This window comes from Bacillus cereus group sp. BceL062 (assembly GCF_051780025.1).
GTDB classification, from domain to species: Bacteria; Bacillota; Bacilli; order Bacillales; family Bacillaceae_G; genus Bacillus_A; species Bacillus_A toyonensis.
The window spans coordinates 1-22,345 of the sequence record NZ_JBPWGY010000001.1; the positions used below are offsets into that span (position 1 = coordinate 1).

The following is a 22,345-nucleotide window of genomic DNA, read 5'->3' on the forward strand; positions in this document are numbered from 1 at the left end:
GATTCAAGATCATCTGTACTTAGTATATGAAGCTATACAAAACGACACCCAAGAAGTAACAAAAATTTTCCTTCGTCTGTTTGATCTCTTACAGAAAAATGGACGGAAATCCCATCGATATGAGAAAAAGACAATCTTTGATATTTTAGGTGTCGTTTATCAGTGTACTGTATCCAATCTAAAACAGAAAACTGCATAATCTTTAAAAATACACCTTATCCAGGTTTATTTGGTATGCGTATTTTTAAAAACAAATAAACAAAATATCAAGCATGTAGGCAACAAGAACGGAAGTTCGCGGAAAATCCAACCTTAGCTTGATGGGCATGTGACGCTACCCCTACTTGACGAAACAAATGATAGGAAATTCATGATGATATATACATATTCATTATTGAAATTAGTAATAATAAAATGTATTATTGAAAAGCACTATTTATAATTCAAGTAATCAAGGCTATGTATCCATAATAATTTGAACATTCAGAAATTATAATATTATCTAAAAATGGGGTGAGGTTAATAAAAACAGTACATATTAAATGGTATGGATTGTATAGTTTAAATGATTTTTATAATAGAGAAGAAGCTTTTAAGAAGGGGATATTTGCAATCTCTAGAGTATATGCTAAGAATGAAACATTAATCTATATAGGAAAAACCAAAAGAAGCTTTATACAAAAGATAAGGGAACTTAATAAGGATTGGATTTTTGATGAAAGCGAATTAAAGATTACATTAGGAATAATAGAGTTTCCTAGTGGTGAAAGTTACTCTGAAAAAAAGGTAAAAGAGATAAAATCCCTTTTGATTTTACGACATACCCCAGTAGAAAACAACACATCTTTATTGTACCATAGAGGGCAGTTTAATTTGAAAATTATAAATAAGGGAAGAAGGGGCTTAATTGTTAAAAAGATTTCTACAGGAGATCTAATGTGGACGTAATTGAAATCACCTTTGAATAAAATTGAAGGTTTCTTACGAACAGATGCTTATCAATTTTTAATGTATTAAAATATTTTTGAATAACATATGTCAGATGCTTGAAAAAACACAAATTTTATTATGATATGAAATCTTGTATGGGAATTGTAATTCATTTCCATCGTTTAATAAAAATATTAAGAATTATAAGAAATGCATAAAGATTAGAAGAGAAAATAAACTCGGAGGTTTAAAAAATGGGACAAGTAAGCAGGTTTCAAGAAAAACAACAAAATCGTCGTAAAAAGGTGATTTTTAATATTGCATTTACTTTGGTATTAGTGACAGTTGGTGTAGTGACATACCAGTTGTTTTCCCCTTCTGATACATCAAAGAAAGCAATTGCTCAAGAAAAGAAAGCAACAAAGATAGAAGAGAAGAAACGTAAAGAGAAAGAAGCAACGCAGTTAGAAGAGAAGAAACGTGAAGAGAAAGAAGCAGCGCAGTTAGAAGAGAAGGAACGTGAGGAGAGAGAAGCGGCACTGTTAGAAGAGAAGAATCGTGAAGAGAGAGAAGCAGCACTGTTAGAAGAGACGAAAAATGAAGAGAAAGAAGCAGCACTGTTAGAAGAGAAACAAAAAGCAGAAAAATCGGTATCTCAAGAAAAGGGTTCTCAAACTAATCCTTCTTGGAAGCCAATTGGTACAAAGCAAGGAACAAAACCTGAAATGAAATTTAAAGAAGGAACAGTAGATTGGAGTGAGATGAAAGAAGCAATTTCTTATGCTGTTGATGTTCCAGAGAGCCAATTGATTTTCGATTTTATTGGGAATAATGGTAATAATAAAGCTTACGGTAATATACGAGATAAACAAAGTAATAAAAAATATAAGGTTGATATTGATTGGGTAGAGAATCAGGGTTGGAAGCCAGTATCTGTCCAAGTGGTAAAATAGATAATAGAATTTTAATTAGGTATTTAAAAGTTTACTTTTGTAAAAGTTCAAAAAAGAGTCCTTATCAATCAGGACTCTTTTTGGTATGTTGACAGCATTAATTACGTTGTACGAGAAAAAAAGAAAGGAATGAAATATTCTCCGCGTAGTAAACGACTTAGTGGTATCAATGTTTATATGACCAACTGATTGCCATTCTACTCTGTTCTTCTACCATGTTTCAAATGCGGCAATTACTTCTTATAAAAAAGAAACGAGAACTGAGTGAGTATAAGGCCATATATATGATTAAAGATTACTTTCTTCTTCTTTTCCGAGCTGTACAGAAACAAAAGCAGCAAGGTTTTTTCGGTTTGTTTAAAGACTAATTAATTGATTAAATGACTCTTCCAAAAAAAACTTAAATCTATTAAATAGTCTAAGCACTCTTTCGTTTTTTTCATATTATATATTGAAAAAAATAATAGAAAGGGTGATCAAATGCCGCCAAAACCAAAACCAAATGATAAAGAAGTTCAAGTGAATAACCCTGTTGTTGATACCGCTAGTTTTCCTAATATTACTCAAAGCGAGACAAGCCTTGCGCGTTTTAAAGATTTTATTTTGTATGGATTTAATGATACCAATAATGCCACAGGGGTAGCTGGGGCATCAAGTTATTCAGGGTTTTCCTTTTCAAAAGATTTAGGTAAAAATTGGACCGATGGTGGGTCAATACCAGCCAATCCTGGAGGTCAAAATTTTGGTGATCCATCTTTAGCAGTTGATAGAAATGGAGTATTTTATTATTCACAAATTGGGGATGAATTGATTGGAGGCAGGCAAGAAGGTGTAATCACTGTTTCAACCGGAACGATCAGTCCAAACAAAACAATAACTATGAACCTTCCTCAAGTTGTTGGGCGAGGGCAGACTCCAGCTGCTAGTGATCCAGGAAATCAAGATAAAGCGTGGATTACAGTAGGTCCTGATGCTGATAATCCAGGAAATGAGGCTTTATATGTTGTATGGACTGACTTTAGCCCTCCTAATGTAGGTACAAAAATTCGTTTTTCAAAATTTGGAACAGGTGTAACATTAACTCCTATTATTCCAAGTCAAACGATTGTCGCTGGGGCTAATGCAGTGTTTGGAGCCTTTCCGGTAGTGGATAAAGCGGGGAATATATATGTTTTTTATGAAAGTCGTTTGCCAGGCACATTTGCTCAGCTAAATACTGCGAACCGTTCCATTCGTATGGCTAAGTCAATCGATGGAGGAAATACCTTCCCAATAAATGTACAAGTCTCTGCTGGCCTATTTGCAGCAGCAGCTACGGATGTTGTACCATGCGGACCAGCCAATGAACTCCGTCCTGTTATATTAACAGAGCAGCAACGGGTGATTAGGATGTTTGAGATCCCTCAAGCAGGTATAGGACCAGATGGTACGATTTATGTAGTATGGAATCAACGTAGAAATATTGGAGGTACAATCTTTATCGATGTCTTTTTATCCTATAGTCAAAACGGAGGAAATAACTGGACTCAAGTGAATATCTCCAATAATTTGCCCCATTCATTCTTTCCATCAGTAGCTGTCAATAAAGAGGGAGCTCATGTTCAATATAACCGCTTTAATGATCCTAATAATGTTGGCGGCATAGGTAATGGAACGTTTGGTGTGTTTATGAAAACTTTCTCTTTTCATAAGGGTGTTGGTAAAGTAGGTAAAGAAAGTATGGTTAGCACTGCATTTTCTCAAGTGCCTAATAATCATATACCAAGCGGCGGGGTTTTCGTGAATTTTGATCCAAGAGTATTTTCTTGTTATATGGGTGAATACAATCAAGTTATTACAGGTCCAGGCCATTCATTGCTCCATGCTTGGGGTGACAATCGAAATATTTTGAACGGACAGAATAATCCTGATGTATTCTTTAGAAAAACCGAGTCAAAGCCATAACCTAGTAAATTTCTCTAATAGGGTTCACCATACATGCCCATCAACTTAAGAAATTGGTAGTTCCCCAAAACGAAGAAAATTTTCGTTTTGGGGATACTTCAAAATATTAGCTTGATGGGCATGGGATAGTAACAACAAAACGCAAATTTCGTACATTAAGCTCATTTTCAAAACGGTTTACCAATAATCGCTATACACCAGCTTGATACAATAATATTTGGTGTGAGTTCAATACATATTATTAAAATTAAGATGGTTTAAGTCGGAGGAAGGTACCTTAGGGTGTCTTTATATATATATATGTTATACCGTCAGCATTCCGGAACAAAACAGGAGGTTCCCTTGCGAGGTTAGGATTCTTCCTTGTACTCGCTACTGATGAAATTACAAATTAACGAATTATATAATTTATTAGACACATTTAAAGAAAAAGAACTATCTATTGGATATAGTGGATTAATAATTTATAGTAATAGTGCATTAGAAAAGGAACAATTGGGGTATAGCATAGATAATAAAGGAGATTGGAGACAGTCTTGGTTTGTCATAGGGCACGAGGAGGAATATGGAAACCCTATCTTTGTAGATATGAGTAGAAGATATTTACCAATATATACTGCGGAACATGGCGAAGGTGAATGGAATCCAAGGATAATAGCATCGTCATTAAAAGGATTTATTAAGACATTAAACTACCTATATGATTTATCAAAAGACAGGGAAAACCCGATTGAAAATAAAGATAATGCTTTATCTGTATGCGATAAAGCAAAACTCCTTACTAAAATCATAATTCAAACAAAGCGACTAAACATCCGTTTTTGGCTAGGATACTTTCTAGAATGAATATTAGAGGGTTAAATTCCGATAACGATAATTATGTAAATGAGCTGTCCATATGGGCAGCTTATTTTATTTTTCCGCATAGCTTACGTTATTTTGAAAAATACTTGCGGTACCTTTACTAGTATTCTTGCATTTAAATTATTTTTAATATATTATATTTATATGTTAATATAAATATAATATGCAAAAATGATTCAAATCTATTAATAAGATGTAAGTCCTTTTCAAAGATAAAAAAATTTTAAATAGAAGTTTATTTACCTTTCAATGATAGGAGTTAATGTTCCTAGAACATAGAGAAACAAGGCGCCATACAGAGTAATCTGACAAACCTGAGAGGTATTGTATGTAGTTTGCTCATCTCATACAAACAAAAGAGCCTTACCTCTCTAGGCAAGACTCTACTAGTTTAGTTGTATAATATTTACATAGTAACTAAGAAACAGAAAACATATAGCACTAAGTAGCAGAACCCTAACATTCCTCCTACAGCTAATACCTGTTTAACCCAACCCTTAAATTTTAGATTACTGTCAATCTCTTGCACTCTTTCCATATTTCCTCCTATTAAGGAGAACCCTTAAAGACTCTCACCTCGCTATGGTACCATTAAAGAATGACTAATAGAGGTCTAATTTTGTCTAAACGTATAAATATGCAATATTGCATACAAAAATGTATTGTTATAATTGTAAGCGCTTACTATAATAAGGGTATCAAGATTAACCACATCTTAATACGAAAAAAGAGGAGAGAATAATATGGAAATCGCAATGGCAGTTTTAAAATTTATAGGTGGAGCAATCCCATTAGTTCAAGAACTTCTAAAAGCATTTATGTAAATTCACTATTTAGCAATTATTTATAAAAATTATCATACAAATGATCTGTATATCAAAAATGAATTGATTTACAGATTATTTGTGTGAGTAAGGTCCCTTTAACATTATTAAGGGACTTTTTTTAATTTCTAAATACTTAAGGTTACGTCACATCAACATCAAATTAAAAGTACTTTTAAAACATTAAAAAGTGCTCTTTATTTATTATAAATATGAAAGTTGATTTTTGAATATTCGTTCATTTTCATTTCAACACATAAATGTTCGTAATTACATACATTCTATTATCGCTAACAATATGATTCTCAAAAAATCCTAAATATTAAAAGCTGTTTGAAAGACATAGATCATCAAGTCAATATTGCAAAAAGCAAACGTCCCGAATGTAAAGAACCTCTTATTATAACAGGTACTCAGTATACAGAAGCGACAACAAAATGGTTAATAAATCTAAATTCCGTATAATTAACAGAACATTTGACCTGTATTCCCCCCTAATGTGCTGTTATAAAATTTCACTTACCATATGTTTAATATGTTTATATAGATAAATAAATGTCAAATCTTGCTTTAATCGCTAATATTGACTAAGATAACTCTTATAACAAAGAGGCCATGTATTATGCGTTTCATAAGTGGAAAGACAAAGAGTTGCATCGTCATCTTTTAGCTAGTTGTTCTAATTTATCCTACATTAACTGCTCGTAAAATCTCAATTGAATCAACTAACAATTAGTGAGGAGAGTAATATTTACTAATGAAAGTGTCATTTTATAATATTGAGTATTTATTTTAGTTTTGCAACGCCCTCATTGTTAATGTTTGATAGATAAATAGGTCAAGAGAAGGGGAATATTAGATTTATGAAACAGAATATAAAAGTTTTAGCTATGGCAGTTGGTCTCACAGTGATGGGATCAACAGTAGCTACTTACACAAGTGCCGATACAGGTTGGAAACAAACTGGATCAGTATGGAATTACTATAATGTAAACGGTGTGAAGCAAACAGGTTGGCAGCAGGTAAACGGAGCATGGTATTACTTCAACGGAAGCGGAGCGATGCAAACAGGTTGGCAGCAGGTAAACGGAGCATGGTATTACTTCAACGGAAGCGGAGCGATGCAAACAAATTGGCAGCAGGTAAACGGAGTATGGTATTACTTTAACGGAAGCGGAGCGATGCAAACAGGTTGGCAACAGGTAAACGGAGCATGGTATTACTTCAACGGAAGCGGAGCAATGCAAACAAATTGGCAGCAGGTAAACGGAGTATGGTATTACTTCAACGGAAGCGGAGCGATGCAAACAAATTGGCAGCAGGTAAATGGAGCATGGTACTACTTCAATGGAAGTGGAGCGATGCAAACAGGCTGGATCCAAGATAATGGTAAACAGTACTACCTTGAAAGTAATGGTGTTTGGAATCCAAATACTACATCTGTAAATAATAATTCACAACCTGATGGGAAACTATTAGACGCATTTCAAAATGAAATAAAAACTCATATTAATAATCAAAAAGAAAATATAACGATGACATACAAATCCAAAAACTCTAATATTAATGAGGTTCTAAACACACTTGTTAAAGAATATGACAAGGCAGTCGAATCTAACGAATATTTGAATCATAATATTTCGCATACGCAATATTCCGTTCGTGGTATTCCAGGAAATTACACGTTTACAGTAAAGATTACATATCGTGAATCCAAAGGACAAACGGACTATGTAAAGGCGCAAGCAAAATCAATTATCAATTCCATTATCAAAGCTGGTATGGATGAACACGAAAAAGTAAAAGTAATCCATGATTATGTTGTAAAGCATGTTTCTTATGATACTTCTTTCCAAGCTTATACAGCATATGAAGCTTTAGCAAACCGCTCTGCTGTTTGTCAAGGGTATGCATTATTAACGTATCAATTGTTAAAAGAGGCTGGAATAGAAACTCATATTGTAACAGGAACTGGAAATGGACAACCACATGCTTGGAATCAAGTGAATATTGAAGGGAAATGGTACCATCTTGATACAACTTTTGATGATCCAATTCCAGATGTGCAAGGACGAGTAACTTATTCATATTATAATCTGTCTGATGAACAAATCGCTAGAAATCATCAGTGGGATCGTAATAAATTTGCGCCGGCAACAACAAACTATGCTAATGAATTAGCAAAAAAAATCCAGTCGGGTAGCTCAAAAACATGGGAATATCAGGAAATATCAAAAGTCATTAAACATTAAAATTTATGTTTTGATGTAACTGTTTTAAAACAATTACTTAGGCATACAGAGATTATGAACCTACAGAGGTAAGTAATATCCGTATGAAAAAGTACATGTATTCACGTTGAGGGTGTTGCAAAACCAAAATGAATATTCTTATAATCAATAAAACTAGTTAAACATAAAATATATAGTGATTTAGTTTTTGTGATAGCAGTGGCTGTTGAAGCTGCAATTTAATTTGTCAAAATGGGATTAGGTTAAAAAAATGAAATAACCTTAGTAGAACAGTTCAATTGATTTGAACTGTTCTACTTGTGTTTGTAAGGTAAACGTCAAGTAACTCCAAAATATACAATAAAACTGGATTTTGGAGTTGTTTTTTGTGTGCTTCACTTGTTTCCATAATGGTTACTTCAGCTGGTTTGATGTACATCCGAGGGTTTATTAATAAAGGGGGCTAGATCATAAGGGATGGGCATTGGAAGGTCCAGAGCTATTATGGCCAATTTGGGGATTAGCTCTGTTTGGCGCTACAATTGCTTATTATTATCGGAGGTGTGGTATGTGCAAATATTGCAAACGGATATAAAGTGAACATTTATTAAGTGTGGAAGTGTATTGCCAATGAATAGCAGGATAAATAATTTGTTACAGGAAAACAAAGCTCTTTTATAATTTAATTTTGACGGAATCGATACTTTTTTCCTTTTATCAGCTTGTGAAGTAGTATGGAAATTAGATTTATAATATAAAAGTCAGGCTAAAGTAATTGCAATAAGAAATTTGAATAGTAATCTTAAGTAAATAAAAAAGAGAGAAGAGCTCACAAATGTTCTTCTCTCTTTTTAAATCTAATTAGGGTTTCCATAACTGTAGATATCGATGGTGTAAATTAGTGAATATTGTCAAAGTAGTACTTCAAGTTAAGAGTATAAAAAGAAGTTTCTTTTTTCTGAAAATGTATATTAATACAAAATTAATTATTAATATCAATAAATGATTTTATGTTTCATTAATGGATTCATTGTCATCTACATTTATTATTTATTGCAACAGCTTTCATTTCCAAAATTAGATGTTTTAACAAAGGACAATATAAGTATCATTATAATGATTTTCCAATATAATCAATGTGTTAATGAAAGGAACTCTGTGTTATTTTTGCTTTTCTAGTAACTAATACAGCTTCAAACAAAGGACACAATTGCTACATGCTAAGTGTAATCTATTACTCATTCAAGATTCTGTTTATTCAATCTTTCTAAAAATAAAAAAATATTGAGCTCATAAATATACAAGCTATAATGAGGGCGTCGAGAGAGAATTTATTACCTTTAGAGAAAGTATCAAACCTAGTTTTTTGCAAAAATTCTAATGACATTGCAAGTAATCTTTTAAAATTGGACATACTGACATGATTACTCTAAGAAAGGTATGTGATTAAAAGGAAGTGTATTTGACACGAGAATGAAAACGTATTCAATGAGGTCTTGTTTTGAATCAGTCATTTTAATAACTTAGATTCGACTGCAATTAAAAATAACAAATTATGGGGGTGTTTATATGAATATGAATGTAGCATCTATTAAAGAAAAAAAGATTGTTAAATACAAAAGTTGTTTTGATGTGATTGGGCCAATAATGATAGGTCCTTCAAGTTCACATACTGCAGGTGCCTTGGCTATTGGAACAGTTGCCAATAAATTATTTCAAGGTCTTCCAAAAAAAGTTGTGGTAAAGTATTATGAATCATTTGCTGAAACCCATAAAGGTCACGGAACTGATTTTGCAATTATTGCTGGGATATTGGGATTTGCTGCCGATGACAGCAAAGTGCCAGATGCTATTAAAATAGCAGAATCTAAAGGAATTGACATTACCTTTATTGAAAAAGCGGGTGATAGTCCTGCTGGTCATCCAAATACGGCAGATGTACATTTAGAGGATGAAAGTCGAAGTATTAGAACGATGGGCATTTCGGTCGGTGGTGGATTGATTGAAGTCAAACATGTTGAAATTGACGGATTTAGCTTAGATCTGCAGGGGCCATTGCCAGTTATTATTGCGATTTCTGAAAGAGCTGACTTTGAATTTGTCTTACGAAGGATCTTTAAACAATATGATGTGGAAATTAACAACTTTCATAGTTTAGAAGATAACAAGAAATATTTATATGCATTCGCTTTGGATTCTCTATTGCCTGGTAATGCTCAGAAGGAATTGGGAAATTTAAGTAATATAGCTAACCTTATTATTCTTTAGTTCCATTAAGGAGTGAAAAAAATGTATATGACCATAAAAGAAATTGTGGATACAGCTAATAAAAGCCAAAAGCCAATTTATGAATTAGCAATGGAACAGGAAATCAAACAAACTAAAACTTCTTATGAAGAAGTTTGGAGTAAAATGGAACGGAATTTAGCGACTATGGAAAATGCCATAAATAAAAGTATCGAGGGCGACGGGGTATTTTCTCCAACCGGTTTAACCGGAGGTGATGCAGTTAAGATTAAAAATTATCGAGAAAATAGGAAAACACTTTCTGGCGATTTGATGGTATTAGGGATTCAAAGTGCTATCGGTGTTAATGAAGTAAATGCTGCATTAGGGGCTATTTGTGCAACTCCAACAGCAGGTGCGAGTGGGACAATCCCGGGAGTCTTATTTAGTATTAAAGATACGTTGCAGTTAAGTCATGAAGATATGATTCATTTTCTATTCACTTCAGCGTTATTTGGAACGATAGTCGCAAACAACGCTTGTATTTCAGGAGCGTACGGAGGATGTCAAGCTGAAGTGGGCAGTGCTTCAGCAATGGCGGCTGCAGCAGCGGTAGAAGCTGCCGGAGGAACACCACAACAATCTTCTGAAGCTTTCTCAACCGCATTACAAAATTTACTCGGTTTAGTGTGTGATCCGGTCGCTGGTTTGGTAGAAATTCCTTGTGTAAAGAGAAACGCCATTGGAACGGCAAATGCTTTAGCAGCAGCGGATATCGCATTAGCCGGCGTAAACAATATCATCAATGCTGACGAAGTTATTGAAGCGATGTATAGAGTTGGAAGACAAATGCCTCGCGAGTTAAGAGAGACAGGTTTAGGCGGAATTGCCGCTACACCTACAGGGATTTCCATTAAAAATAAAATCTTTGGAGAGAAACAATCAAATCAATAAATAGTTATCGGATATATTGTGAAAAGTGTAACAAATTTATTCTCTATTGTTCGCCTAAGGATGTCTGTATATTGGGGAATTGCCACTAAAATATACTACTATATAACTGAAACATTTTGTAAGTGGTAACAAACCCATCAGGTTGATGACTAGTGGAATTTTTGATTTTGGTCAAATGAGAAGAAGGGTAAACGATGTGGCGCACTTTTTAAGCAATTTATTTTTCAAGAACAATCTATATTCCTAAGTCTAAAAAGAGACGTAAGAATAGGACACAAGGAGGAAGTATTATATGAATGGGAATACTGCAAAAAACATAGAATTTCAAGCTGATAATACTGCAGTAAAAAATGATAAATATCCAGATCCTAAAAAATGGAATAAGCAGGATACTACCTGGGCATTGAGCCTTTTTGGAACAGCAATTGGAGCAGGAGTACTCTTTTTACCTATAAATGCAGGTTCAGGCGGTTTATTATCATTACTACTAATTACCATACTGGCATATCCTGTAATGTATTACTCACATAGGGCGCTTGCTAAAATGATTTACGCTTCTAATTCTGCTGATGAGGGGATTACAGGGACAATAAGAGAGTATTTCGGAAATAAGGCAAGTATTATTTTTAACATAGTATATTTTGTTTCAATTTATACGATCGTGCTGATGTATTCGGTTGCACTTACAAATACTGCAAGTAGTTTTATCGTGCATCAATTGCATATGCCAGAGCCTCCAAGGGCCATTTTATCGCTTGTATTAGTACTTGGTCTTATCGCTATACTAAATTTTGGTCAAGATATCACTGTGAAAATAATGAGCATGCTAGTATATCCTTTCATAGCTTCTTTACTTTTTATCGCAATATCTTTGATTCCACAGTGGAATACGTCAATGCTTAGTTTTTCAAATGTTTCTACTGCTTCAACAGGAACAGGATATTTTGGAACGATATTGATGATTCTACCAATCATCGTATTCTCGTTTAATCATTCTCCAATGATTTCATCATTTGTTATGAAACAAAGAGCTACCTATGGAATAGAAGCTACGGATGCCAAGTGTGCTCAAATACAAAAAGTTTGTTATATTATGACATTCTCTGTTGTTATGTTCTTTGTTTGGAGCAGTACCTTAAGTTTGACTCCAAATGATCTCATGATGGCAAAAGAACAGAATTTATCAATCTTGTCATATCTTGCTAATGAGCTTAATTCGCCTGTAATTACTATTGCAGCTCCTATCATTGCTTTTACGGCCATAACAAAGTCTTTCCTTGGACACTATATAGGAGCGTATGAAGTAATGCGTGACATGATTATCAAGTCCAGTCAAACACGTGGGAAAGATATAGGAGAAAAAACAGTTAAGACAATCATCCTTACTTTTGTCGTATTAACATGCTGGTATGTTGCTTATGCAAATCCAAGTATTCTTGGACTGATTGATGCTCTGAGCGGTCCGTTAGTAGCAGCTATCTTATGTCTATTACCGATGTATGCGATTTATAAAGTACCGGTACTAGTTAAATATAAAGGGAAAGCGAGCAATGTATTTGTCATTATTATAGGTATCCTTACTGTACTAGCAAGTATTAAATCATTATTCTAATCCACTATTTTGGGTTCTCATGTGAAAATCGTGAGATATGAAAAAAGAAAGATTGCTAGCGGAATTGAATTTTATATTGTGAAATCAAATAGATTATGGTTTTGGACAAATTTCTCACCTTGGAGAGTTTGTCCTTTTTTGATCATATGCTTAACTTCTATTCCAGCAATTACTTTTTTAGCTGCTTACACTGATTATAATTCAAGCATATTAGACTGCTGTCCCATACCTATCAAGCTAATATTTTAAAGTATCCCAAAACGAAAAATTCATATCACTACAACAGTGATTTATGAGAATGTAGTGTTTTTTTGTTTTGGGGAACAATCAATTTCTTAAGTTGATATGCATGGGCGGTACCTCTTGTATGTCTTCCTTTATTTTTGGATTAATTATGACTTTTATTTTAAAGTTTGGCGCCCATTAAAGATTTTTTAATAGAAATGTAGAAATATCCTTTAAAGCGATATAAAACATATAATTATACATACATAGAGGAAACTCATTCAAAATGGAAGAATAGAGAAATAATTGTTGTTATATTTATGGAAATGTTAGAACTAAAGAAAAACACCTTTTATAAAAATATGAAGGAATATGAAGAAGTAAATTAGGGCTTTTCCTATAAAGCGTACGACCAACACTTTAACGAAACGCTAGCAAACCATCCGAATTTAAAATCTGTACGTATTTTGATTGGTAACGGAGAAATATCAAAACGTTTTAATTATAATTTAATTGTATTTGATAAAGACGGTAAAGAAAAAAGAATTAGAATTCAATACTCAAAAAAACCTTCGTAAAGAAGCATTCCTACGCGTCTACTACTCTGATAAAAAAGTTGAAGAAGATGTATCAGGTTGGGAAGAAGTGAAGCAGGACGAGATTCCTGCGAAAATGAAAGAAAAACTAGCTGCGAAATAATAAAAATAAAAAGGGTTTGGCCTTAAAGGTCAAATCCTTTTCTGTTTTCAAAATCTTTTTCTGAAATGACTGTGAATCCATGTCTTTTAAATAGAGCTGTTGTTACGCCGTAACCAGTTTGTGTATTTCCGCTAATTACATAAGTCTTATCGTTTTTTGCATCAGAACAGATACCCCTATATTTATCTGCCTCTTTGCTAAGTCATCGAATAATCCTTACTTATACTATCCCGATTTCTGATAACTTACATGTAGAGATATCACTCAATATAACAAAAATGTAATGTTAATGAAATGTAATTCCATCGATACTATAAATGAAATTATATAAAATGAATAATATAAATGACTGGGAGTTAAAGAATTTTTATAATCAAAAAGGAGAAGTATTAATGCGAAATATATTAAGTGTAGAAAAGATTGAAAAATATTATGGTAATAAAGGTAATGTAACAAAGGCTATAGATAATATTAGTTTTAAGGTAGATGAGGGAGAATTTGTTGGGATAATGGGGCCTTCAGGAAGTGGTAAAACTACATTACTTAACTGTATATCAACGATTGATCATGTTACTACGGGAAAAATAATGATAAATAGTAGTGACATTACTCGGTTAAAATCAAAGTCACTAGATAAGTTTAGACAAAATGAATTAGGGTTTATATTTCAGGACTTTAATTTATTAGATACCCTTACTGCTTATGAAAATATTGCCCTAGCGTTAACAATAAAAGGTGAGAAGAGTTCAAAAATTGATGGGAAAATACAAGCAGTTGCAAAGTATTTAGACATTGAACAAGTATTAAGTAAATACCCTTATCAAATGTCAGGCGGACAAAAACAAAGGGTTGGTTCGGCAAGAGCTATCGTAACAGATCCATCTTTAGTACTTGCAGATGAACCAACAGGTTCGTTAGATTCTAAATCAGCTAGATTATTACTCGAAAGATTTGAAAGTCTAAATAAGGATTTAAAAGCTACAATACTTATGGTTACTCATGATGCATTTACAGCAAGCTATGCTCGTAGAATTCTTTTTATTAAAGATGGAAAAATATTTACCGAGTTGGTAAGAGGGAATGATTCCAAAAAAGAATTCTTTACTAAAATTATCGAAGTTATAACCCTTCTTGGAGGTGACGATAATAATGTACTCTAAGCTTGCTATTGGGAATGTAAAGAAAAGTCTTAAAGATTATGCAATATATTTCTTAACACTAACACTGGCTGTTTGTATATTTTATAGCTTTAACTCCATAGAATCACAAAAGGCATTTATGGAAATTAACGCTTTAGATAGGAAGTATGTGCCTGCAATAATGAACGCTATCTCAGATGTGTCAGTATTTATATCCGTAATATTAGGTGGTTTAATATTGTATGCAAATAATTTCTTAATCAAAAAACGTAAAAAAGAATTAGGAATATACATGACTTTAGGTATGGGAAGAAGAAACATATCTAGAATATTAGTAACAGAGACATTTCTAGTTGGTGTTATCTCTTTAGTGAGTGGGCTTATAATAGGTATTGGAATATCACAGGGATTATCTACATTTGCATTAAAGTTATTTGACTTGCCCATCAGTAAATATAAATTTGCAATTTCAACGGGCGCTATAGGTAAAAGCGTAGTATACTTTGGAATCATGTTTTTGCTTGTTATGTTATTTAATGTATATGTTGTTTCAAAATATAAAATAATTGATATGTTAACAGCAGGTAGAAAAAACGAAGATGTAAAATTTAGAAATCCTCTTATCTATGTAATCGCATTTATTATGTGTGTAGCATCACTTGGATATGCATATGTGACTGTACTAAAAATCGGATTGAATTATAATAACCCTATGCTCATGGTATCAATCATTCTTGGCATATTAGGTACATTGCTGTTTTTCTTTAGTTTATCTGGATTTATATTATATGTTGTAAAGAAGAATAAAAAAGTCTATTTTAAAGGGTTAAATATATTTATCATCAAACAAATAAATAGTAAGGTTAATACAAATTTTATATCCATGTCTGTAATCTGTTTAATGTTATTCATTACAATGGTGGCTTTATCTACAGGAATCAGCTTTAACAGAATGATGGACGAAACAACGAAAGAAATAACACCATTTGATGCCAGTATTACGTTGGAGAATAAGGATGAAAGTTACACTATAGAAGACGTATTAAATAAATTTAATTTTAAAATAAGTAATAACGAAAAATATGTATCTTATAATGTATTTCAAACAGGGATGAAAGTGGTGGACTTTGTACCAGAACTTAAAGATTATAATTACAGTATAGATTTCATTAAAGTATCTGATTATAATAAAATTTTAAATCTTAAAGGTGAAAAGGAAATCACTTTAAATAACAATGAAATTTTACTTTTATCAAATGATAGCCGGTTGGTTAATTCGACAAATGAAAGATTAAAAAATAGCAATAAGGTGAATATTAAAGAAAAAGAATATCTGATAAAAAACGCTAAGGTTATACAAGAGAATCTTTACACTTATGATGTGCGAACTAATTACTTCACAATCGTTATAAATGATGAGTTTTTATCAGGCTACAAAATTACTGAGTCCGTACTTAATGTAAATTATTTAGATGGAAATAGAGAAGAATATAATAAAAAATATGATAGCGTTGCACGGGGCTTTTATGACGAAAATGGTCCGAAATTAAATATTAATCGTATAGCAGGCAAATCAAAGGATGAAGTTTGTGCAGAAAGTAAGGGAATGAAAACTATCGTACTATTTATTGGGATATATATAGGGATTGTATTTTTAATAACGAGTATGGCTGTATTAGCTCTTCAACAATTATCAGAAGCCAGTGATAGCATAGATCGATATAAATCTTTGAAGAGAATTGGTTCAAATGGAACAATGATCGACAAAACGATTTTTATTCAAACTTTCGTATACTTCAGTCTTCCAGTTATTCTTGCCATAATTCATTCTATTGTTGGAATTTATGTAGTCAATAAGTATATTAACACATTTCAACAAACAGACATTATCTTACCAGCATTGATGACCGGCTTAGTATTCCTTATAGTTTATGTAATATATTTCTACACGACATATGTCGGGTATAAAAATATTGTAAAAAGTAATACTTGATTTTATAATGCTCATTAGGGCTATTACACCTTGTTTTTCAAGATGTAATAGCCTTATATTCTGTATAGGGAGAGAAAAGTCATGAAAAAAATCATTCTAATTGAAGATGATGAAATCATCAGAGAAGAATTACAACATTTTTTTATAAAGTATGGATATGATGTGAAAGCTCCCACAGATTTTAATCATATTATCGAATATATAGAAAGTGAGAATGCAGACCTTATATTACTAGACATAAATCTTCCTGTGTTCGATGGCTATTATATATGCAGAGAAATACGTAAAACTTCAGATGTTCCAATCTTTATGGTTACAAGCAGAGATAGTGATGTAGATGAACTAATAAGTATGAATTTAGGAGCAGATGATTTTATAACAAAGCCTTATAATACAGAAATACTATTAGCAAGAGTAACAAACATTTTAAGAAGAACATCTGGAGATTTCAAGATGAATCATATCTTAATTTATAGGGATTTTAATTTAAATCTTTCAAATGCAACAGTTACTTATCAAGACAAGTCTGTAGAGTTAACTAAAAATGAAGTTAAAATACTCTCATGCTTAATAAATAATCGCGGGAATATTGTAAGAAGAGATTCACTCATAGAAACTTTATGGAAATCTGATTATTTTGTGGATGATAGCACCTTAACTGTTAATATAAATAGATTAAGAAAAAAGCTTGAAGAGATAGGTATAGAAAATCCAATTGCAACAAGAAGAAGCTTAGGGTATATAATGCCATGAATATAGGTGAATTTACTAAAGATAAAATGGTAGTAATACTATTTAATGTACTTGTATTTATTATACTAGCAGGTATATTGCTGACTGCGAATGTTCAGTTTATTATAATATTCTTTGTCTTTTGTATTTGGTTTTTTCCATTGATTTCATATATGATTATAGAATTTATAAAATGTAAAAATTATTATAATGAGATTAATGGCATTTTAGAAAACTTGGAGAAAAGATACCTACTACCAGAGGTAGTGAAGGAAGCAAACTTTATACATGGGGAAAAGCTTAACGCTATACTGAAAGAAGTAAGTAGAGATATGCATGAAAATGTAAAGTATTATAGAGACATACAGTTGGATTACAGAGAATATATAGAGACATGGGTGCATGAAATTAAGACACCAATAGCTTCTACAAAGCTTATAATTGAAAATAATCAAAATGAAGTAACGAATAAAATTGACTCTCAAATGGATCGAATCGAGGGGTTTGTAGAACAGGTTCTGTATTATTCTCGAAGCAATAACGTTAATAAAGACTATATTATCAAGCCAATCAACCTTGATAATGTAGTAAGGAATGTAATTAAAAGAAACTATAGGGATTTTATTCATAAGAGAATAAAATTAGATATACAGGATATTGATGAAATCGTATATAGTGATGGAAAATGGGTTGAATTTATTATTAATCAAATAATAGGAAATTCTATAAAGTACTCAAATAACAAAGAACAAATGATACGTATATACTCAATTAAGAAAACTAACTCAGTAATACTAACTATAGAGGATAATGGAGTAGGGATAGTAACTAAAGATATAAATAGAGTTTTTGAGAAAGGATTTACTGGAGAGAATGGAAGAAGATTCAGCAAAAGTACAGGAATGGGCTTGTATCTATGCGAAAAACTGTGTTCAAAATTAGGATTGAAAATTGGCATTGAATCTGAAGTGAATAGAGGAACTAGCGTTACATTAATATTTCCCTTGTCAGGTATGGTAACTTTTGAGCCCTGGTTATAAAAGGGATGCTGCCATCTTTCCACGAATTTCGTATGAAACTTATAAACAAATGTAAAACGGTATGAAAAGAGTAGAAATTCACTTCATACCGTTTGTATTATTTAGCCATTTAACATATTGGTATATGTAATTGTGAATCGGATGGATGTTAATCTGGATTAGTCATTACTATTTTTGATATCCACTAATACTTAAAGTAAGATTTGGTTCGGTTGCTACACAGACCTCGTAAGCGAGAAATTGTACACTATATAAAACAGTAAAATAAACATCCGATCCCCTACCGTACAAGGGATTGGATGTTTTGTGTCTAAATTGTGTCCAAACGTACAATTTTCTTTTTTTGATATGGGACCCCAAAGAGGCAAAAAGAGATAGTTCATGAGGCAGATCAAGTTATCCAATTTGTAGGAATAAATCAAAAAAAGGAATCGCACTTTTTAGGAGAACTCTTCTCTGCAATACTGAATAAAAAGGTAATAGAAATCAATGATTGTAGCTATGGTAACAATCATTGAATCATTTAACACTTAAGATTATTAATTACAAATAGAAATTGGTATTGCTTTAGTTGGGATTTAGACAAAAAAGAATTTCGAAATTTCCGTTGTGACTATATTCAATATACAAAGTATGAAGATGAGGAAAGCATTCCTTTTACTGAAGAGACAATTAGTTCGTTATATAGAAAACAATTCAATACACAACGACCTTTTTCTTTTAAAGTTAGTGAGAAAGGGGTTGAACAATTCTATAAACGCATTTACGATAACATGTCTCTTCAAGAAGAATAACAAAACAAATACATTATTGTGACTTTTGGAGAAAAGGAGATGGATTTTCTGGTTCAGTATTTTTTGTCTTTCGATAAAGAAATTAAAATAATTCCTCCGGAAATGCTACGCTCCAAATATAAGGAATATTTAAAAGAAATATTGGTGGATTGTTATGAAATAAAAAATAGTTCATCTGTAAATTAGCAGGTTAAAATAACATTCCTGATTTAATTTCAATTAGGTTTTTGATGCAATTTTAAACTAGCCCACTGTTATAAAGTTAATATTTATGATGTTCCAAGAACGAAAAATTGTTGTCTTTTATAGCAATAGGATTTATTTTTATTACAAGTTAGGACAAAATCTCGTTCTGGAGTAGTTGTATTTTCTTAGCTTAATAGCGATGGGGTGGGACCCCTTTTAGCAAAAACGGAGTGGAAATGATGAGTATAAATAGTTTTGTGGGATTGATAAAGGACGAATTATTAAAAGAGGTAAGCATAAGAAGTGAGGATGAATTCGAGCCTGTAGTAGTTAAAGATATTCCTAGACTTTGGAAGTGTTTAGGGACAGGTAATTATGCTGCAGTATTTATGCACAAAGAACACAAAGGTTGGGTAGTGAAAGTTTATGCGCGAAAAGGAGAAGGAATTGAAAAAGAGTCAGAAGTATACCGAAGAATCGGAAATCATCCTTCTTATTCGAGGCTTATATATAAAGGAGAAAATTTCATAGTATTGAAACGTTTAAAAGAAATTACCTTATACGATGCTATTCATAAGGGGATTAAAATTCCTAAGCAGGTAATCCTTGATATCAATGAAGCTTTAGAGTATGCAAGAGAACAAGGATTAACTCCTTGTGATGTTCACGGGAAAAATGTGATGATGGAAAACGGAAGGGGATATGTAGTCGATGTATCTGATTTCTTAAAAACAAAAGAAGATAGTAAGTGGAGAGACCTAGAAAAGGCATATTTTACATTTTACTTGCCTTTCATTTATAAATTGCCTCTCCCTGTTAAAATACCGTATTTCATGTTAAACATTGTTAGACGTTCATATAGAAAATATAAGAAGCTTAAAAAGAAATTCAAATTGTAAAAGGACCACATACTTATCTTTAGGTTAGATAAGTGAACCACTAGTAAACAAAAGGGATGTACATTTTAGATTAGTAGTCAACGGTGCATAAAATGGGGGGACTGTAAAATCTTAGCTTAATAGGTATGTGGCGATATCCCTTATATAGAAATTATACATTAAAAAACCTTATAGATAATGCGCATTGCGAATAGAATGACTGATACTTTTTACGAGAGAGCACTTACTGAGAGGTGCTCTCTTTTTATTAGTCAAATAACAAGAAAAATGAAATCCAAAAGAACATTTCTACTGAGATTTTATATGCACTGTTCTTGGATGCTAGTTTACCTGTATACCTTTGGTCGGCTACATGTGATTCAGCTTGGTCCTTCCATGCCACTCAAAAATCCAGTCAAAAAAAGAGGGAGAAGGCATTTTTTATTGAAGTTTGTTAATAGTAGCTTTTTGATTTGTTAGGGGGGATTGTAAAGTAGACTATTAATCTCTTTGATAATTTTAATTTTTCTTATAGTACAGGGCAAGCTGTATAAAAAAATTTAATTTCGAAAGGAGAATCAATAAATATGAGCACGAAAAGAAGGATAGGGAATAGGTTATTACTTGTTAGTGCAATTTGTACAATAGCTATTCCTTCAGTTTCATATGCGGAGGAAGTAAGTTCACCTGAAAATTTTGTGAATGATTCAAGTTTGTATGAGGGACGGAATACGGATGTATTAAAATCAAGCTTATATCCTGGTACATATAAAAATCCGTTCAATCACCAATTTATTTCGACATTAAAGGAAACAAACAACAATATAAAAAAAATAGACAATACTGAAAGTGAAAATCCTGTTATAGCTACTACCCTTTCATTTATCCGTTATATGGATACAGAAGACTATAAATCTGCAATTGATTTAACTTCTCGATCATTACAGAAAGTAATATCCGAAGAATGGCTGAAGAGTTATTGGAAGGAACTCCCTGCGCAATTACAAGCAGGTTCTTTTAAGGAGATTGGAGAGGTAACACAAAAAGAGACAAATTCTGTTCATACAAATGTAGAGATTAAATTAGTTTTTGAACAATTTACAGTACCTTTATTAATTAAGCTAGATCCATCTGGAAAAATAGATGATTTTCAACTTAGTATGTCGTTTAGTCCAGTTGCAGAGCGTCCGTCATATAGTAAGCCTGAATCCTTTGTTGATAAAGAAGTAGTGGTTGGAAGTGGTGCGTTTCCATTACCAGGAACATTGTCTGTTCCGAAGGGGAAGGGTCCTTTCCCAGCGGTTATTCTTGTTCAAGGATCTGGAGCAACCGATCAGGATGAAACAGCGTTTGCTTTAAAACCATTTCGCGATTTAGCTGAAGGTCTTGCCTCGAAAGGAATTGCTGTCCTTCGCTATAATAAACGAACTTATGAACATGGATTGAAAACACAATCCAGTCCTTTTTATACAGTGGATAAAGAGACAACAGATGATGCTCTTCTTGTGACTCATTTTCTTAAAAATGAACCTCTGATAGATAAGAATCAAATTTATATTCTTGGTCATAGTCAAGGTGGAATGATGCTTCCGAAAATGATTGAAAAAGACCAAAATCAAAATATTGCTGGGGCAATTGTGATGGGAGGACCAGCCCGTACGATTCAAGATGTTGTTTTAGATCAATTTGAGTATCTTTTTTCTATTGGAGCAATGAAACCGGATGAATATAAATTTTACAAATCGCAATTTGAATTATTAAATGATCCCAACTTCTCTAGTCAGAATCCTCCAAAAGGTTTTTATTTAGGATCAGCAGTATTTTGGGAATCTATTCGTAAAGTTAAAGCAGCAGAAATGTCAAAAGAACAAAAGACACCGCTTCTAATTATTCAAGGAGAAAGAGACTATCAAGTTCAATCAAAAATCGAAATTCCTCTATGGAAAGAACAATTAAAAGAACGAGATAACGTTGATTATCGACTATATCCAAAGTTAAATCACTTCTTTACAGAAGGAGATGGAGAATTAAGTAAACCGGATGAATATTATAGTCCTGCTAATATCCCTGAGTATGTAATAAATGATATTGCTACTTGGGTGCAAGGAAGATCGAAATAAA

The 22,345-nt window shown here is 32.4% G+C and carries 15 protein-coding genes and 6 pseudogenes; 20 read left to right on the forward strand and 1 reads right to left on the reverse strand.

Annotation, left to right across the window (positions count from 1 at the left end; translation table 11 throughout):
• The 12 genes and pseudogenes from ACS2MN_RS00005 to ACS2MN_RS00060 all read left to right on the forward strand — a co-directional run.
• A pseudogene (locus ACS2MN_RS00005) lies at positions 1 to 199 on the forward strand (IS4 family transposase); the annotation flags it as partial.
• Positions 200 to 513: 314 nt separating this feature from the next.
• On the forward strand, positions 514 to 948 hold the full coding sequence (locus tag ACS2MN_RS00010) for a sodium:proton symporter (RefSeq protein ID WP_346994320.1): 435 nt from the start codon (positions 514 to 516) through the stop codon (positions 946 to 948).
• A 236-nt stretch (positions 949 to 1,184) separates the two neighbouring features.
• A complete protein-coding gene (locus tag ACS2MN_RS00015; protein WP_098805914.1) occupies positions 1,185 to 1,883 on the forward strand; it encodes a YrrS family protein in 699 nt (232 codons plus the stop codon).
• A 108-nt stretch (positions 1,884 to 1,991) separates the two neighbouring features.
• Positions 1,992 to 2,224: pseudogene (locus ACS2MN_RS00020) on the forward strand (IS4 family transposase); the annotation flags it as partial.
• A gap of 139 nt (positions 2,225 to 2,363) precedes the next feature.
• Positions 2,364 to 3,827, forward strand: a complete 1,464-nt coding sequence (locus ACS2MN_RS00025; protein WP_001134791.1) for a hypothetical protein — start codon at positions 2,364 to 2,366, stop codon at positions 3,825 to 3,827.
• 363 nt (positions 3,828 to 4,190) lie between these two features.
• On the forward strand, positions 4,191 to 4,673 hold the full coding sequence (locus ACS2MN_RS00030) for a hypothetical protein (RefSeq protein WP_000287105.1): 483 nt from the start codon (positions 4,191 to 4,193) through the stop codon (positions 4,671 to 4,673).
• Positions 4,674 to 5,328: 655 nt separating this feature from the next.
• Positions 5,329 to 5,515, forward strand: a pseudogene (locus ACS2MN_RS00035) (hypothetical protein).
• An 863-nt stretch (positions 5,516 to 6,378) separates the two neighbouring features.
• A complete protein-coding gene (locus ACS2MN_RS00040) occupies positions 6,379 to 7,767 on the forward strand; it encodes a transglutaminase domain-containing protein (RefSeq protein ID WP_346994318.1) in 1,389 nt (462 codons plus the stop codon).
• Between the two features lie 371 nt (positions 7,768 to 8,138).
• A pseudogene (locus ACS2MN_RS00045) lies at positions 8,139 to 8,341 on the forward strand (hypothetical protein); the annotation flags it as partial.
• A gap of 974 nt (positions 8,342 to 9,315) precedes the next feature.
• Positions 9,316 to 10,014, forward strand: a complete 699-nt coding sequence (gene sdaAB, locus ACS2MN_RS00050; protein WP_001056997.1) for an L-serine ammonia-lyase, iron-sulfur-dependent subunit beta — start codon at positions 9,316 to 9,318, stop codon at positions 10,012 to 10,014.
• 21 nt (positions 10,015 to 10,035) lie between these two features.
• Positions 10,036 to 10,926: an L-serine ammonia-lyase, iron-sulfur-dependent, subunit alpha gene (sdaAA, locus tag ACS2MN_RS00055; protein ID WP_000282015.1), complete on the forward strand. Its 891-nt coding sequence runs from the start codon at positions 10,036 to 10,038 to the stop codon at positions 10,924 to 10,926.
• 292 nt (positions 10,927 to 11,218) lie between these two features.
• On the forward strand, positions 11,219 to 12,538 hold the full coding sequence (locus ACS2MN_RS00060) for an aromatic amino acid transport family protein (RefSeq protein WP_346994317.1): 1,320 nt from the start codon (positions 11,219 to 11,221) through the stop codon (positions 12,536 to 12,538).
• Between the two features lie 71 nt (positions 12,539 to 12,609).
• Here the strand turns inward: ACS2MN_RS00060 and ACS2MN_RS00065 are convergent.
• Positions 12,610 to 12,720 (reverse strand): annotated as a pseudogene (locus tag ACS2MN_RS00065) (IS6 family transposase); the annotation flags it as partial.
• A gap of 519 nt (positions 12,721 to 13,239) precedes the next feature.
• Here ACS2MN_RS00065 and ACS2MN_RS00070 point away from each other — a divergent pair.
• From ACS2MN_RS00070 to ACS2MN_RS00105, 8 genes and pseudogenes are all read left to right on the forward strand, one after another.
• Positions 13,240 to 13,462 (forward strand): annotated as a pseudogene (locus ACS2MN_RS00070) (YxeA family protein); the annotation flags it as partial.
• Positions 13,463 to 13,854: 392 nt separating this feature from the next.
• Positions 13,855 to 14,622 (forward strand): ABC transporter ATP-binding protein, encoded by a 768-nt coding sequence (locus ACS2MN_RS00075; RefSeq protein WP_438894646.1) that lies wholly within the window; start codon positions 13,855 to 13,857, stop codon positions 14,620 to 14,622.
• On the forward strand, positions 14,612 to 16,594 hold the full coding sequence (locus ACS2MN_RS00080) for an ABC transporter permease (protein ID WP_346994315.1): 1,983 nt from the start codon (positions 14,612 to 14,614) through the stop codon (positions 16,592 to 16,594). Before ACS2MN_RS00075 ends, ACS2MN_RS00080 begins: the two co-directional genes overlap by 11 nt.
• Before the next feature lie 81 nt (positions 16,595 to 16,675).
• Positions 16,676 to 17,347, forward strand: a complete 672-nt coding sequence (locus ACS2MN_RS00085; protein ID WP_000720517.1) for a response regulator transcription factor — start codon at positions 16,676 to 16,678, stop codon at positions 17,345 to 17,347.
• Positions 17,344 to 18,366 (forward strand): sensor histidine kinase, encoded by a 1,023-nt coding sequence (locus ACS2MN_RS00090; RefSeq protein ID WP_001020450.1) that lies wholly within the window; start codon positions 17,344 to 17,346, stop codon positions 18,364 to 18,366. Before ACS2MN_RS00085 ends, ACS2MN_RS00090 begins: the two co-directional genes overlap by 4 nt.
• A 542-nt stretch (positions 18,367 to 18,908) precedes the next feature.
• On the forward strand, positions 18,909 to 19,160 hold the full coding sequence (locus tag ACS2MN_RS00095; RefSeq protein WP_224992858.1) for a WYL domain-containing protein: 252 nt from the start codon (positions 18,909 to 18,911) through the stop codon (positions 19,158 to 19,160).
• A 425-nt stretch (positions 19,161 to 19,585) separates the two neighbouring features.
• Complete coding sequence (locus ACS2MN_RS00100; RefSeq protein ID WP_000026521.1) at positions 19,586 to 20,245, forward strand: serine/threonine protein kinase; 660 nt, start codon at positions 19,586 to 19,588, stop codon at positions 20,243 to 20,245.
• A gap of 566 nt (positions 20,246 to 20,811) precedes the next feature.
• A complete protein-coding gene (locus tag ACS2MN_RS00105; protein ID WP_346994314.1) occupies positions 20,812 to 22,344 on the forward strand; it encodes an alpha/beta hydrolase in 1,533 nt (510 codons plus the stop codon).
• Position 22,345: the final 1 nt, after the last annotated feature.

Bases quoted from the DNA above. Each gene is read 5' to 3' on its own strand.
- ACS2MN_RS00090 (WP_001020450.1), top strand. From the start codon at position 17,344: ATGAATATAGGTGAATTTACTAAAGATAAAATGGTAGTAATACTATTT.
- ACS2MN_RS00040 (WP_346994318.1), top strand. From the start codon at position 6,379: ATGAAACAGAATATAAAAGTTTTAGCTATGGCAGTTGGTCTCACAGTG.
- ACS2MN_RS00100 (WP_000026521.1), top strand. From the start codon at position 19,586: ATGAGTATAAATAGTTTTGTGGGATTGATAAAGGACGAATTATTAAAA.
- ACS2MN_RS00015 (WP_098805914.1), top strand. From the start codon at position 1,185: ATGGGACAAGTAAGCAGGTTTCAAGAAAAACAACAAAATCGTCGTAAA.
- ACS2MN_RS00060 (WP_346994317.1), top strand. From the start codon at position 11,219: ATGAATGGGAATACTGCAAAAAACATAGAATTTCAAGCTGATAATACT.
- sdaAA (WP_000282015.1), top strand. From the start codon at position 10,036: ATGTATATGACCATAAAAGAAATTGTGGATACAGCTAATAAAAGCCAA.
- ACS2MN_RS00085 (WP_000720517.1), top strand. From the start codon at position 16,676: ATGAAAAAAATCATTCTAATTGAAGATGATGAAATCATCAGAGAAGAA.
- ACS2MN_RS00105 (WP_346994314.1), top strand. From the start codon at position 20,812: ATGAGCACGAAAAGAAGGATAGGGAATAGGTTATTACTTGTTAGTGCA.
- sdaAB (WP_001056997.1), top strand. From the start codon at position 9,316: ATGAATATGAATGTAGCATCTATTAAAGAAAAAAAGATTGTTAAATAC.
- ACS2MN_RS00025 (WP_001134791.1), top strand. From the start codon at position 2,364: ATGCCGCCAAAACCAAAACCAAATGATAAAGAAGTTCAAGTGAATAAC.
- ACS2MN_RS00080 (WP_346994315.1), top strand. From the start codon at position 14,612: ATGTACTCTAAGCTTGCTATTGGGAATGTAAAGAAAAGTCTTAAAGAT.
- ACS2MN_RS00075 (WP_438894646.1), top strand. From the start codon at position 13,855: ATGCGAAATATATTAAGTGTAGAAAAGATTGAAAAATATTATGGTAAT.